Origin of the sequence: Thermomonospora curvata DSM 43183 (genome assembly GCF_000024385.1) — a bacterium.
GTDB lineage: Bacteria > Actinomycetota > Actinomycetes > Streptosporangiales > Streptosporangiaceae > Thermomonospora > Thermomonospora curvata.
Map to the genome: position 1 here is coordinate 4,373,746 of NC_013510.1, position 13,180 is coordinate 4,386,925.

Sequence of the window (13,180 nt, forward strand, 5' to 3'; positions counted from 1 at the left end):
GCTCCTTGGGGGGTCACCTGCGTCGGCGCAGGCGGGACAGCACGGGGATCGAGCCCACTATGACCTTGGCCAGCACCAGCAGCGCAAGCAGCGGCGGCAGATACACCAGCCACATCGGCGGGCCGCCGGGCTCGGGCGCGGCACCGGAAGCCGGGCGGGCCAGGTGCCGGCCGGCGGTCTGCTGCTGGGCGGACGGGTCATGGGGGGGCAGCGTATCGCCGGGGTCCTTGCCTTGGAAGTCCTTCTGCTTGGCCTTTCCGGGCTGGCGGCCGTCCGCGCAGGTGGGGATCTCGGCGACCGTCGGCTGCGGCAGCGGCTTTTTGTACTCCAGCGTCGCCTTGGCGTTGAAGGTCATCATGAACACGATGTTGAGGACCTTCTGGCCCTGGTCCTCGCCGATGATGTTGGTGAGCACGTTCACCAGCGGCCCGGCCATGACCAGGGTCTGCCGCAGGTCCTCATACAGGCCGGGGTTGTGCTTGGTGAGGTCCATGCCGGCCAGCGCGTCCACCGCGCAGTTGATGTCGGGGCCGGTCTCGGCCAGCAGCCCGTTGACGGTGGCCAGCAGGTTCGGGCCGCGGTCGCGCAGCCGGGCGATCTCCCCGCGCACCTGCCGCAGCGCGGCGGTCAGCGCCGCCAGATCGTCGATCCCCGAGCCCAGCTGCCGGCGGTTGTCGGCCAGCACGGCGGCGATCCGGCCCATGTCCGCGGTCAGCTGGTCCACCAGCTCGGTGTCCCGGGCGAACGTGGCGGTGATCTGGTCGCTTCCGGTGATGATCTGCCGCAGCGAGTCCTCCCGGCCGGCCCAGCCCACCGCCAGCTCGTGCAGCAGGCTGCCGGCCGAGTCGGGGTCGATCGCCTTGAGGGTCTTGTTGACCGCGCCGAACAGGTCGCCGTACTTGGGCGGGACGGAGGTGTCGGTGACCGGGATCAGCCCCGAGCCGTCGGTGGGCATCCGCGGGCCGTCGGCTTGGCCCGGCTTGGGGGTCAGCTCCACCACCGGCTCGCCGACCGCCGACTTGCGGGCCGCCGCGGCGGTCACCGCGCGCGGGATCCGCACGTTGCGGTCGATGTCCAGCTTCACCACCACCTGGCCGTCACGCAGCCGGACCGAGTCGATCTTGCCGATCCGGGTGCCCAGGTAGTCCACCTCGAAGTTGGGGTGCAGCCCCGGCGAGGACTCGAACACCACGGTGATCTGGTAGGGCCGCTCGATGAAGTCGAACCGCACCACACTGCTGAAGGCCCAGACCACCAGGACCACGCCCAGGGCCGCGAAGGCCGCGACGTTGATCAGGATCCGGCTGTTCATCGGGGCCGCTCCCAGATGTCGTCGAGGTTGGGCATCGCCTCCCGGACCTTGGGCGGCACCGGGTCGGCCGCTTTGGTGCGCCGGACGCCGCCGCGGGCGGCCCGGCCGCCGGCCGAGCTGGGCAGGATCGTCCCGTCGTCCAGGACGAACCGCAGCAGCGGGTACAGCAGCAGCTGGCCGTCGTAGGTGGCCAGCGGCAGCTCGCGGGTGAACACCTCGATCCCGTCCACCAGGGCGCCCAGCCGCCTGCGGTCACCGGCCAGCTGGTCGAGCACCGGGTCCACCTGGCGGATGAGGTTCTTCAGCCGCAGCACCCGGCCTTCGAGGACCCCATCGCCCAGCAGCCGGGCGGTGCGGGTCAGCTTCTCGACGGCGCGCAGCATCTCCTCGGCGTTCTGGTTGAGCATCCGGGTGGTGCGCTCCAGCTCCTCCGGCGCCCGCCCCAGCGCGTCAGAGCCCTTGGCCAGGGCGCGGCCCAGCCGGGCGAACTCGTCGACCGCCGTGGTCAGCTCCGCCCGCTGGTCGGCGAACATATCCAGCAGCTTGGCGGATTTGGCGACGGCGGCATTCAGCTTGGGGCCGTTGCCGCCCAGGGCGGTGGCCCCGGCCTCGACGATGGCGGCCAGGTCGTCGCCGGCCAGCGCGTCCAGCAGCGGCCCGGCCCGGCCCACCACCTGTTCGAAGGACGGCTGGGTGCTGGTCTGGGTGATCCGGTCGCCGCTTCGCAGGAACGGGCCGGTGGACATGTCCCGGCCGGGCGGCAGCCGCAGCTCCACGAAGTTCTCCCCCAGCAGCGAGGTCACCTTGATCTCCGCCGAGGTGCCCTGCGGGATGCGGTGCCCGTCGACGATGGACATGGTGACCTCGGCCTTGTAGCCCGACACCAGTTTCACGTCGGTGACCGAGCCCACCTTCACGTCCGACAGCTGCACGCTGTGCCCGACGGTCAGCTGCTGGACGTCGTCGAAGACGGCGACCAGCGTGAGACCGCCCTTGGGCGCTCCGAAGGTGCGCACCGAACAGCCGGTGGCCAGCAGGACGGCCGCCAGGGTGAGGATGAGCGTCCGTCGCATCAGTCGCCTCCCTGCTCCCAGGGGCAGTTGGAGTTGGGCGGGGGCAGCGGACAGGGCACCTCATCGGTGCCCAGCAGGCCCGTCAGCCAGGTGCGCAGGAACACGTCCGTGGCGAAACGCAGGTTCAGCGCCTTGTACTTGGGGTTGTAACCGCCCAGCAACGCCGCGTCCACCTCCGGCAGCGACTTGATCAGCAGGGCCACCCGCTCGCTTTGGCCCTGCAGCAGCAGCGCGAACCGGGTGAGCACCGCCAGGTCGTAGGGCAGCTGTCCCTTGTACTTCTTCAGCAGCTCATCGCCGTGCTCGGTGAGCTTGAGCACCCCGCGCACCAGCTCCTGCAGCTGGCCGCGTTCGGTCGCCAGCACCCGGGTGGCGGTGCCGAAGTCGTTGATGATCTGGCCGAGGACCTCTTCGCGTCCGCGCACCACCCCGGCCAGCCGGTTGAGGTTGCGCGCCACCTCCAGCAGCTCCTCATCCTGGCCGGCGACGTTCTCCACCAGCCGGGCGGCCTGCTCCAAGGTGGCGTTGAAGGTCTTGCCGTTGCCGGCGAAGGACTCGGCGGTGCCTTCCAGGGCCTTGTTGACCTTGGTGGGGTCCAGGGCGTCGCTCAGCTCGGTGAACGAGGCGAGCGCATCGTCCACCTCCACCGGCACGCTGGTGCGCTCGATGGGGATCTCGTTGCCGGTCTCCTTGGGCTGGCCGGGCTTCCAGGCCGGGTGCAGCACCAGATTGCGCTCGCCGACCAGGTTCAGCGGGACGATGGAGGCCCGCACCCCCTTGGGCAGCGGGATGTCGGAGCGGACGTGGAAGCGGACCTCGATGTGGTCGCCGCGGTTGCGGACGCTGTCGACCCGGCCGACGTCCACTCCCATGATCTTGACCTTGGAGCCGGGGTAGAACGAGCGGGCCTTGGTGAAGCGCACGGTCATCTCCCGGCGGCCGCTATCCCCGCCGAGCACCGAGCAGCCGCCCAGCGCGGCGGCCAGCGAGACGGCCAGGGTCGCCGCCGCGGCCGCGGTGAGGAAGCGTCTCATCAGTCGCCCCCCTTCTTGGGCGTGGAGATGGGGCCGGGCGGCTGGAGCGGGCCCAGGCCGGTCATCATGCCCTCCACCCAGTTGCCGTTGCCCTTGACCTTGGCCACCTGGCTGAAGGTGGGGCCGAGCAGCGCGAACGCGGTGTTGAGGGCGTCGGTGTTGGAGGAGATCCGGGTGGTCAGCAGGTGCAGGTCGTCCAGCAGGGTGTTCAGCTCGCGCTGGTGGCGGGCGATCACGTTGGACAGCGTGCGCACCGTGCGCCCGCCGTCGCCGATGGCCGTGGCCAGTTCCTGGCGGCGCTGCACCAGCATGCGCAGCAGCGCCTGGCTGTGCTCGATGATCTTCTTCAGCTGGGCGTCCTTGGCCGCCAGCGTGCCGGAGATGTCCCGGCTGGCCGCGATCAGCCGCTCGATCTGCGGGGCGGACTCGTTCAGCGCGACCGCCAGCTTGCGGAAGTTCTCCAGCATCTGCTGCAGCCGGGCGGCGCTGGGCGACTCTATCTTGGCGACCGACTCCAGCAGCCGGTCGATGGTCTGCTCATCGAGCCGGCGGGTGAGCTCGGTGGCCTCGTCCACCGCGTCGGTCACGGTGTAGGGGACGGTGGTGCGCTCCAGCGGGATCCGCCGCCGGGACTTGGGAAGCTGGTGCAGGAAGGGGCCGTCGGCGGGGACCGGGCCGGACAGCTTCAGGTAACGCCCGCCCAGCAGGGTGGCGGTCTGGATGTCGGCGCGGGTCTGCAGGCCCAGCTCGACGCCGGAGTTCACGCGCCAGGTGATGACGACGTGGCCTTTGCCGAAGTCCGGTTCGATCCGCAGCACCCGGCCGGCCTTGACCCCGGCCACCCGGACGTCGTCGCCCTCTTTGATCCCGCCGGTGTCGGTGAACACGCCGCTCACCTCATAGCCGCGTTCCAGCAGGTGCAGCTGGCCGACGGCGAAGGCGAACACGCAGGCGGCGCCGATCACGCTCACCGAGACCAGGGCGACCACCCGCTGGTTGACGTCGCGCAACGACTTGAGCGCCATCAGCGGCCTCCCGTCGTCGAAGCGGCGGTGAGCATCTGCTTGAGCTTGTCCAGCTCCTCCTTGGTGGGGGCCTTGCCGGTGCGGGGGAAGCGCATCTCGAACGGGCAGGGGCCCTGGACGATGTTCAGGCACAGCGCGTTGCTGCGCAGGAAGTGGCCGCCGTTGACGGAGGCGAACAGCTGCCGCAGCGCCAGCGGGAGCTGCTGGACCATCCGCTCCAGGTTGTCGATCTTCCAGCGGGCGGTCTGGGTGAAGGACGCCAGGTTCTCCACGATCCGCGACAGCTGCTGTTCGTTGTCGCCCAGCACCTGGTCCAGGTCGGCGGTGAGCCGGGAGACCTCCACCAGGGCGCCGTCCAGCAACCGGCGGTTGGCGGCGAACACCTCCGTCAGCTTCTCCAGGTTGTCCACGGCCGCGGCGATCTGCCGGTCCCGGGCCTGCACCGCCTCGGCGACCGTCTGGTAGTCCTCCACCATGCGCTGGATGGTCTGGGCGCGCCGGCCGAAGGCGGCCAGCAGCACCTCCATGTTCTGGATCATCGTGTTGATGTTCTGCTCGTTGCCGTCCAGCGCCTGGGCGAAGCCCTGCAGCAGCTTGTTGAGCATGTCCGGGTCCAGGCTGCCGGTCAGCGGGCCGAGCGAGTTGACGATCTCGCCCAGGTCCACCACCGACTGGGTGTGCGGGATCCGCCCGCCGTCGGCCAGCATCCGCTCGCTGGTGCCGGGCCGCAGGTAGACCACCCGCTGGCCCATGACGTTGCGCCACTGCACCGCGGCGGTGGAGTCGTCGGGGATGCGGACCTTGCGGTCCACCTCCATGACCACCTCGGCCCGGCCCCGCCGGATCTCGATCTTGTTGACCCGGCCCACCGGCACCCCGGCCAGCTTGACCTGGTCGCCGGTGAGCAGCCCGGTCACGTCGTCGAAGGTGGCGGTCAGCTCATAGCGGTCGCCCCAGCCGGTGGCCAGGATCTGCTGGGCGATGAAGACGGTCAGCGCGGTGGTCAGCGCGGCGAAGACGGTGAACGACAGCAGGGAGCGGGTGTCGGGGCCGCGGCCCCTTCTTCCCAGTCCTTTCCTGCTCAGCCGGCTCATCGCACACCTCCGGTGAGCCTCAGGTAGGTTCCGGCGGAGGCCGGGTCGGCCCGGCAGACGTCCACGATGATCTTGCAGACGTCCAGCGGGAGGTAGTCGACGGCCTGGGCCAGCAGCGAGCCTTCCGGCCCGGGGACGCGGATGATGTCCGACAGCAGCGTGAAGAAGCCGGTCAGCCCGCTGATCAGGGTGGGGATCTCCGCGCGTTCCCGGTAGAGGACCTCGACCGCGCGGCCGCCGCCGTCGATGATCTCGCCGATGTCCCTGCCGTGCCGCTGCAGGGTGCTCGAGACCTGGTCCGACAGCCTGCCGGCCTCGTTCAGCAGCTGGCCGACCTTGTCGGGACGGTCGCTGAGGGCCGGGGAGACGGCGTTGAAGTCGCCGGCCAGCGCGGTGATGGCGGCGCCCCGGCCGCCGAGGGTGCCCGACAGGGCGGCGATGTCGTCGATCAGCCGCTGGATCTGGGCGCGGCGGCGGTAGGCGACCTCCAGCAGCTTGGTGCCGTTGTCGATGGTGCGGCGCAGCGCGGGTCCCTGCCCGTTGAGCCCTTCGGAGAAGGTGTGCAGCAGGGTGGCGATGTCCTGGGGGTCCAGCGCCTGGGTGAGCCGGTAGGCGGGCCAGGCCACGTCCGCCAGTTCCTCGGGGTCCTTGGTGCGGGTGATGGTGCCGCCGTCCGGCAGGTAGGGGCCCTTGCCCTCCTCGGGGCCCAGGTCGATGGTCAGGTCTTTGGGGCCGAACACCGAGACCGGCTCGATGGCGGCCTGCGCGTTGCGGGTGATCTTGATGTTCTCGTCGATGCGGATGCGGACGGCGACCCGCCCGTCGGGCCGCAGCGTGACCTGCTCGACGCCGCCGACGGTGATGCCGCGGATCTTCACGTCCGACCGCTTGTCCAGGCCCTGGCCGGCCTTGCCGAAGGTGGCGTGGTAGTAGGTGGCGCCGGAGTGGTCGGGCTGGGTGCCCGCCAGCGCGTAGCCCGCTCCCGCCACCAGGACCGCGGTGCCGATCGCGCCGTAGAGCAGGCGCGACCGCAGGGACAGGTTCTCATCGTTCATCCGGTCAACCTCACGGTGCCGCCGTGGCCCCAGAAGATGTAGGACAGAAGCAGGTTGATCACGATGATCGCGACGCTGGACTCCCGGATCGCCCGGCCCGCCGCGACGCCCACCCCCACCGGGCCGCCGGTGGCGTAGTAACCGCGGTAGCAGTGGATGAACATGACCACGAACGCGAACACCGCCACTTTGATCCCGCTGTAGAGCACGTCGATGGGCGGCAGGTAGAGGTTGAAGTAGTAGTCGTAGATGCCCGGCGACAGCCCGAAGTACTGGACGGTGATCAAGCGGGTGGCGAAGAAGCTGGCGAACAGCGCCAGCAGGTACAGCGGGAGGAGCGCGATGACGCCCGCGGCGACCCGGGTGCACACCAGGAAGGTCAGCGAGTTGATGCCCATGACCTCCAGGGCGTCGATCTCCTCGGAGATCCGCATGGCCCCGATCTCGGCGGTGAAGGCCGAGCCGACCTGGGCGATGAGCGCCACCCCGGCGATGATCGGGGTGACCTCGCGGACGTTGGCGAAGCTGGCCATCACGCCGCTGAAGGCCTCGGCGCCGATGCGCTCCAGCGACGGGTAGCCCTGCATGCCGACCATGGCGCCGGTGGCCATCGCCATGGTGGCGACCACGAAGATCATGCCGCCGCCGATCACCAGGGCGCCGACGCCGACGGTGATGTCGCTGATCTGGCGGAGCAGCATCTTGCCGTACTTGCGGCGCAACACGATGTCGACCACCAGGTGGTAGAGCACCCGGCCGAGGAAGACCGGCATGTCGAGGGCGGTGCTCAGGCCGGCCAGCCGGTCGCGGGCGGCCCGGCCGGCCCGGCGCAGCGGCGACAGTGCGGGGGATGTGGCGACCATCAGAACCTCGGGGGGACGAGGACCTGGTAGAGCATGGTGATCACGTAGTTGGCCGAGAACACCAGGATCGAGGTCACCACCACCGCCTTGTTGACCGCGCGTCCCACGCCCACCGGGCCCAGGTCGCAGTTCATGCCCGCATAGCAGGCCACGGCGGCGGCGATGAACCCGAAGATCCACGCCTTGAACAAGGTGACGACCAGGTCGGAGAACTGCAGCAGCGAGGTGGCTCCGTCGAAGTAGGCGCCGGGGCTGACCCCCTGCTGGATGACGTTGAAGTAAAAGCCCCCGGCGGTGCCCGACAGGATCACCACCGAGCACAGCAGCACCGCCACCGTGCTGGCCGCCCACAGCCGGGGGGTGACCAGGCGGTGCACCGGGTTGATGCCCATGACCTCCATGGCGGCCAGCTCGTCGCGGATGTTGCGGGCTCCCATGTCGGAGGTGATGGCCGAGCCGCCGGCGCCGGAGATCAGCAGCGCCGAGGCCAGCGGCGCCACCTGGGTGATCATGTTGGCCACCACCAGGGCGCCGGTGCCGGACTGGGCGCCCAGCTGGCGGGCGATGTCACCGGCCTGCAGCGAGATGGTGGCGCCCAGCGGGATGGCGATCAGCAGCACCGGCATGCTGGTGACGCGGGCGATGAACCAGCACTGCTCGATGAACTCGCCCCACCAGGTCCGCACGTCCCAGGTGCGGCGCAGTCCCTCCAGGAAGATGACGAACAGCAGTCCGGTCTCATCCAGCGCCTTGCCGGCCCGGCGCAGCACGCGGTCGGGCGCGTTGTGCAGGCTCACTGCCATGTCAGCCGGTGCCCTTGCCTATGGGGGCCAGATCAAGGGTCAAACCAGCCTCCTTCGCTTTCGGACGCGGTGCCCATCCGATGTGACCGCCCTGGCTGGACGGCCTGCTCCGGTGGTGCCGACCGAGGTCGGTTGGATCACGGAAGGGTTGAAGGTCACACGTGTCGCTCCTAACCCACCCTGTGATCTGCAGCACTCTATTAGAACATGTTCTAAAAAGCGAGTACTTACCTTCCGCTGTCTCATTCACTAGGATTCGCCGGGTGTGCACTTCTCCGGCTCGCTCCGCATTTGCGCTGGTCACAGCAATGACATGGGGGCGAGACCGGATATGGAAGCCCCTCTGCCCGCCGCGACCTTTTTGAGCCCCCATGCCGGAACCCGGCCGCATGCCCCGCCTCGACCCGCTCGCCGTCACCCGGGCGCGCTGGGCCGAGCAGACCCTACCCGGCGACCCGTGGCCCTTCCTGGCCACCGGGTCCCTCAGCCGGCTGCACCAGATCGTCAGCCGCGCCCTGGACGACCGGCTCAAGCCCTTCGAGCTCAGCCGGACCGGTTACTTCCTGCTGACCACCCTGTCGTTGATCAAGGGGGAACGGGCCCGGCTGGGCACCCTCAGCCGGTACCTGATGATCCATCCGACCACCGTCACGCTCACCGTCGATCAGCTGGAGCGGGCCGGGCTGGTGACCCGCGAGCGCCACCCGCACGACCGCCGGGCCACCCTGGTGCGCCTCACCGGGTCGGGGCTGGAACGGGTGCGGCAGGCCAACGCCGCGCTCCAGGACGACGCCGCCGAAGGGCCGCTGGGCGAGCTGACCGGGCGCTACCGGAAGCTGTTCGAGGCGCTGCAGGAGGTGCGGGCGGCGGTGGGCGACACCGATTTCTGAGCCCCCGGACTGGTCGTCACAACACTCTGCGTCACTTTTCGCCCGGCCGAACCGAGCACACGTCACAATGCGTATCGTTAAACGGCGAGCAGTCCACCGGTCAAAGGCAGGGCGGTCCATCCCCATGCGACATAGTCCAGGCCGAATTCCCGATCCGCCGCGGCGGCCCGCACCCCGGCCCGGGGCGGCGCACCGTCCGCCGCGCCCGCCGCATCCCCCGCTTCCTCCGGCCGGACGGTCCGGCCGGCGCCGCAAACGCCGGCGGCTGCGGCTGGTCCGGCGCGTCCTCACCAGCAACGTCACCATCACGCTGGCGGCCATCGCCGGGCTGCTGGCGGTCGCGCTCAACATCACCTCCCTCAATCCCTCCGAACCCAAGCCGCCGGCGCTGGCGGCCGAGCTCGACCTGTCCACCAACGAGCTGGTGGCGCTGCTGACCCGTACGGACATGGACGCGGTCGCCGCCGACGCCATCGCCCAGGCCAAGCGCCGCGCCCACTTGCAGCAGCTGGAGGAAGAGCGCAAGGCCCGCGAGCGCGCCGAGTGGTACCGCAAGAACCGCGACAAGATCGAGGCGGCCAAGCAGGCCGAGAAGCTGCGCGCCATCAACCCCTCCGCCGCCCAGAACAAGGCCTACGGCAAGCTGATGAACAAGCTGAAGGGCTGGGAGGAGTGCTGGCCGTCGCTGGAGAACCTCTGGGAGCGCGAGAGCAACTGGAACGAGCGGGCGCGCAACCCCTATAGCGGCGCCTACGGCATCCCGCAGGCGCTGCCCGCCGAGAAGCTCGCCTCGGCGGGTGCCGACTGGCGCACCAGCTCCCCCACCCAGATCGCCTGGGGGCTCGGCTACATCAAGGCCCGCTACGGCAACCCCTGCAAGGCCTGGCAGTTCTGGCAGGCCAACCACTGGTACTGAGCCGAGGTCTCCGGCCGGGCGCCCCCGCCCGCTCAGGTCCCCGGACGTGCCACCGGGAGGCGGTGAGACCATGAGGTCATGGGGACCAACGGCCATGAAGGAGGCAGCGGACGGCAGTGGGCACGGGCCGACGCCACCCGGCAGGCTCTGCTCCAGGCCGCTCAGGAGGTCTTCGCCGACCGCGGCTACCACGACGCCGGGATCGCCGAGATCGTCGAGCGGTCCGGGATCAGCGTCGGCAGCCTCTACCACCACTACGGCGGCAAGGCCGGCCTCTTCATGGCGCTGTGGGAGCACTACAACCGCGCACAGGAGGAGGGGGCCACGCGCGCGGTCGCCCAGGCCCGTAAGCGCGGTGAGAAGGACCCGATAGCGCTCTTCATCGCCGGGGCCCGCGCCTATCTGCGGGTGTGCTGGGAGCAGCGGGACGTGGCGCACCTGTTCCATGAGGGCGAGGGGCCGTCGGGGTTTGCGCTGATGCGCCGCAGCCGGGCCCGGCAGTGGGTGGCGCAGAACACCAAGCTGCTGCGCGGCCTCAACGGCGATGGCGAAGAGCGGGGCGGACGCCGCCGCCAGGTGCTCAGCCTGGTGCTGACCACCGTGATCGGGGAGGCCGGCCGGGAGATCGCGACGGCCGAGAGCGAGGAGGCGGCCAACGAGATCGTCGAGGAGGTGTGCCGGATCCTCATCCGGCTGGCCGGCGGGTCGGCCGACTGACCGGCCGGGCGGCGGCCGGAAGCAGTGGCCGGAATAGGCCTCACCGACCGGAATCCACCTGCCGCTTCGTAAAGACGCGCATACGCGCCGTCCGGCCGGAACCCGCTAACCTAACCGCCAGGCCATAACGCTCTGACGGAAAGCGAACTGTCAATGCCCACCTCCACCTGGTTCCGGCTGGACGTCGCCAAGCGCAATCGGGTGCTGCACGCGGCCATGCGGGAATTCGGGGAGAACGGCTACTCGACCGGCAGCCTCAACACCATCGCCCGTGAGGCGGGCATCGCCAAGGGCTCCCTGTTTCAGTACTTCACCGACAAGCTGGAGTTCTTCGCCTACGTCTGCGACGAGACCTCCCGGCGGATCCGGGAGGAGATGGAGCGCCGGATCGCCGCGATCGACCTCGACCAGCCCGTCGACGAGTGGCTGTTCGACGCCTTTTGCGAGTGGACCGAGTACATGGCCGACCATCCCCTGGAGCGGGGAGTCACCGCGGCCACCAACTTCGAGCTGGACAACAATGTGCGGGCGGTGGTGCGCGACACCGCCAACCAGCATTACCTGCAGGTCATCCACCCGGTGCTGGAGCTGTGGAAGGAGCGCGGCGACATCCGCCCGGACGCCGACCTGGACATCCTGGCCTCGCTGCTGCTGATGACGCTGCCGTTCCTGGCGCTGGCGCCCTATTACGACGGGCTGGACCCGGTGCTGGACATGCGCGGCCGCACCCCCGAGCAGCAGCGTCCGATCATCCGCCGGCTCATCGCCGGCATCACGCCGTTGTTCGTGGCGGCGAAGGAAGACGACTGAGGGAACGCACGGGGGCTTTCTGCACGCCCATGCCGTCCGTGCCCGGGGACCCGTCGCGGTCCCCGGGCACGATGGGTCAGCTCACCACGTAGTCAGAGGCCTTGACCCGGCGGGTGCCCGCCCAGTACTCGAAGGCGAAGCCCGGCCACAGGGTGCGGTTGACGCCGTTCTCGTCCAGGTACCAGCTCTGGCAGCCGCCCTCGTTCCACACGCCCTTGCGCAGCCGCCGGTGCATCCGGTCGTTGTAGCGGCGCAGCGCCCGGCGGGTGACCTCGATGGTGTCCCCGCCCTGGCGCTGGATCAGCCGCAGGCAGCCCAGGATGTGCTGGAACTGGGCCTCCATCATGAAGATCATCGAGTGGTGGCCCAGCCCGGTGTTGGGGCCCATGAGCATGAAGAAGTTGGGGAAGCCGGGGATGGTGACCCCGTGGTAGGCCTCGGCGCCGTCGGCCCAGGCCTCCTGGATCTTCAGCCCGTTCCGGCCCACGATGTGCTGGGAGGCCAGCGTCTCGACGACCTTGAAGCCGGTGCCGTAGATGATGCAGTCCACCTCCAGCTCCCGGCCGTCGCCGGTGACGATGGCGTTCTCGGTGACCTCGCCGATGCCCTCGGTCACCAGCTCCACGTGGGGCAGGTTGAAGGTCGGGTAGTAGTCGTTGGACAGCAGGATGCGCTTGCAGCCGATCCGGTAGTTCGGGGTGAGCTTGCGGCGCAGCTCGGGGTCGGGGATCTGCCGCTTGAGGTGGGAGCGGGCGCTGTGCTCCAGCGGTGCCATCAGGCGGGGGTCGAGGGCGAACCCCAGGGCGCGTCCCTCCAGGATCCAAAAGAGGGCGTCGCGGAAGACGCGGGCGGTGCCGGGCACGTGCTCAAAGAGCCACTGGGCCGACTTGGGGATGGCCACGTCGGGCTTGGGCTGGATCCACGGGGCGGTGCGCTGGAAGACGTACAGCTGAGAGGCCTTCTTGGCGACCTGGGGGACGAACTGGATCGCCGAGGCGCCGGTGCCGATCACCGCCACCCGCTTGCCGGTCAGGTCGTAGTCGTGGTCCCACTCGGCGGAGTGGAAGGTCTTGCCCTGGAACTTCGGCAGACCGGGCAGGTCGGGGTAGGAGGGCACGTGCAGCGCGCCGATGCCGTAGATCACCGCCCGGGGCCGGTAGCGGCGGCCGTCGGCGACGATCACGTCCCAGCGGCGGGCCTGGTCGTCATACTCCAGGGCGTCGACCCGGCTGTCATAGCGCAGGTACTTCTCCAGGCCGTACTTGGCGGCCACATCCCGCATGTAGTCCCAGATCTCCTGCTGCGGCGCGAACAGCCGCGACCAGCGCGGGTTGAGTTCAAAGGAGTAGGAGTACATGTGCGAGGGCACGTCACAGGCGCAGCCGGGGTAGGTGTTGTCGCGCCAGGTGCCGCCCAGCTCCTTGTCCTTCTCCAAGATCACAAAGTCGTGGAACCCGGCCTTGATCAGCTGGATCGCCATGCCCAGGCCGGCGAATCCGGAGCCGACGATGACGACCGAGGGGTTTTCGCTCATACTGCCCGCCCTTCCCGATAACCTACTCGGAGTAAGTTACCACCAGTAGATTAC

At 69.6% G+C, this 13,180-nt stretch carries 13 protein-coding genes; 4 read left to right on the forward strand and 9 right to left on the reverse strand.

Features of this window, described 5'->3' with window-relative positions; genetic code table 11:
* Positions 1-13: 13 nt before the first annotated feature.
* The 8 genes from TCUR_RS18815 to TCUR_RS18850 are packed head-to-tail and all read right to left on the reverse strand — an operon-like array spanning position 14 to position 8,259.
* A complete protein-coding gene (locus tag TCUR_RS18815) occupies positions 14-1,312 on the reverse strand; it encodes an MCE family protein (RefSeq protein WP_012854138.1) in 1,299 nt (432 codons plus the stop codon).
* On the reverse strand, positions 1,309-2,385 hold the full coding sequence (locus TCUR_RS18820) for an MlaD family protein (RefSeq protein WP_012854139.1): 1,077 nt from the start codon (positions 2,383-2,385) through the stop codon (positions 1,309-1,311). Before TCUR_RS18820 ends, TCUR_RS18815 begins: the two co-directional genes overlap by 4 nt.
* Positions 2,385-3,419 carry an MCE family protein gene (locus TCUR_RS18825; RefSeq protein WP_012854140.1) on the reverse strand — a complete coding sequence of 345 codons (1,035 nt, stop codon included), beginning with the start codon at positions 3,417-3,419 and terminating at the stop codon, positions 2,385-2,387. Before TCUR_RS18825 ends, TCUR_RS18820 begins: the two co-directional genes overlap by 1 nt.
* A complete protein-coding gene (locus TCUR_RS18830) occupies positions 3,419-4,444 on the reverse strand; it encodes an MlaD family protein (protein WP_012854141.1) in 1,026 nt (341 codons plus the stop codon). The genes TCUR_RS18825 and TCUR_RS18830 overlap by 1 nt, the downstream gene beginning before the upstream one ends.
* Complete coding sequence (locus tag TCUR_RS18835; protein ID WP_012854142.1) at positions 4,444-5,538, reverse strand: MCE family protein; 1,095 nt, start codon at positions 5,536-5,538, stop codon at positions 4,444-4,446. The genes TCUR_RS18830 and TCUR_RS18835 overlap by 1 nt, the downstream gene beginning before the upstream one ends.
* Complete coding sequence (locus TCUR_RS18840; RefSeq protein WP_012854143.1) at positions 5,535-6,593, reverse strand: MCE family protein; 1,059 nt, start codon at positions 6,591-6,593, stop codon at positions 5,535-5,537. Before TCUR_RS18840 ends, TCUR_RS18835 begins: the two co-directional genes overlap by 4 nt.
* The gene (locus tag TCUR_RS18845; protein ID WP_012854144.1) at positions 6,590-7,456 is read right to left on the reverse strand and encodes an MlaE family ABC transporter permease; all 867 of its coding nucleotides are present in this window, start codon (positions 7,454-7,456) and stop codon (positions 6,590-6,592) included. The genes TCUR_RS18840 and TCUR_RS18845 overlap by 4 nt, the downstream gene beginning before the upstream one ends.
* Positions 7,456-8,259, reverse strand: a complete 804-nt coding sequence (locus tag TCUR_RS18850; protein ID WP_012854145.1) for an MlaE family ABC transporter permease — start codon at positions 8,257-8,259, stop codon at positions 7,456-7,458. Before TCUR_RS18850 ends, TCUR_RS18845 begins: the two co-directional genes overlap by 1 nt.
* 371 nt (positions 8,260-8,630) lie before the next feature.
* Here TCUR_RS18850 and TCUR_RS18855 point away from each other — a divergent pair, with 371 nt between their 5' ends.
* From TCUR_RS18855 to TCUR_RS18870, 4 genes are all read left to right on the forward strand, one after another.
* Positions 8,631-9,149 carry a MarR family winged helix-turn-helix transcriptional regulator gene (locus TCUR_RS18855; RefSeq protein ID WP_012854146.1) on the forward strand — a complete coding sequence of 173 codons (519 nt, stop codon included), beginning with the start codon at positions 8,631-8,633 and terminating at the stop codon, positions 9,147-9,149.
* 124 nt (positions 9,150-9,273) lie between these two features.
* Positions 9,274-10,065: an aggregation-promoting factor C-terminal-like domain-containing protein gene (locus TCUR_RS28080; protein ID WP_012854147.1), complete on the forward strand. Its 792-nt coding sequence runs from the start codon at positions 9,274-9,276 to the stop codon at positions 10,063-10,065.
* Between the two features lie 78 nt (positions 10,066-10,143).
* Complete coding sequence (locus TCUR_RS18865) at positions 10,144-10,782, forward strand: TetR/AcrR family transcriptional regulator (RefSeq protein ID WP_012854148.1); 639 nt, start codon at positions 10,144-10,146, stop codon at positions 10,780-10,782.
* A 153-nt stretch (positions 10,783-10,935) separates the two neighbouring features.
* Entirely contained in the window at positions 10,936-11,592 is a 657-nt protein-coding gene (locus TCUR_RS18870) for a TetR/AcrR family transcriptional regulator (protein WP_012854149.1), read from the forward strand.
* A gap of 76 nt (positions 11,593-11,668) precedes the next feature.
* Here the strand turns inward: TCUR_RS18870 and TCUR_RS18875 are convergent, their stop codons facing one another.
* Entirely contained in the window at positions 11,669-13,126 is a 1,458-nt protein-coding gene (locus tag TCUR_RS18875) for a flavin-containing monooxygenase (RefSeq protein WP_012854150.1), read from the reverse strand.
* Between the last annotated feature and the right edge of the window lie 54 nt (positions 13,127-13,180).